The sequence below is a fragment of the Herbaspirillum sp. UBA812 genome, from assembly GCF_002296545.1.
Lineage (GTDB): Bacteria > Pseudomonadota > Gammaproteobacteria > Burkholderiales > Burkholderiaceae_D > Herbaspirillum > Herbaspirillum huttiense.
In genome coordinates this window covers 13,131-13,392 of record NZ_DBIC01000265.1, presented here as the reverse complement: position 1 = coordinate 13,392, position 262 = coordinate 13,131, and the positions used below count along the sequence as shown (strand labels likewise).

1 protein-coding gene is annotated in these 262 nt (G+C 60.7%); it reads left to right on the top strand.

The window, feature by feature from the left end:
* Positions 1–79: 79 nt before the first annotated feature.
* Positions 80–262, top strand: a 183-nt coding sequence (locus B3873_RS17955) for an acyl-CoA thioesterase (RefSeq protein WP_286867746.1), incomplete at its 3' end; no start/stop codon positions are given.

Genomic DNA, 262 nt, shown 5'->3' with positions numbered 1-262 from the left:
TGCAGGCGCACGGCACTCCGGTGTCATTTCATTCCAAGATCAACCCATCGCCATCACACTACAGAGAGAGCCACGCACCATGGATCTGCCATCTCACCAACTCACCATGACGGTCCTGATGACCCCGGACATGGCCAACTTCGCCGGCAATGTACACGGGGGCACCATCCTCAAGCTGCTTGACCAGGTGGCCTATGCCTGCGGCAGCCGCTACGCCGGCCAGTACGTGGTGACCCTGTCGGTGGACCAGGTGATGTTCCGC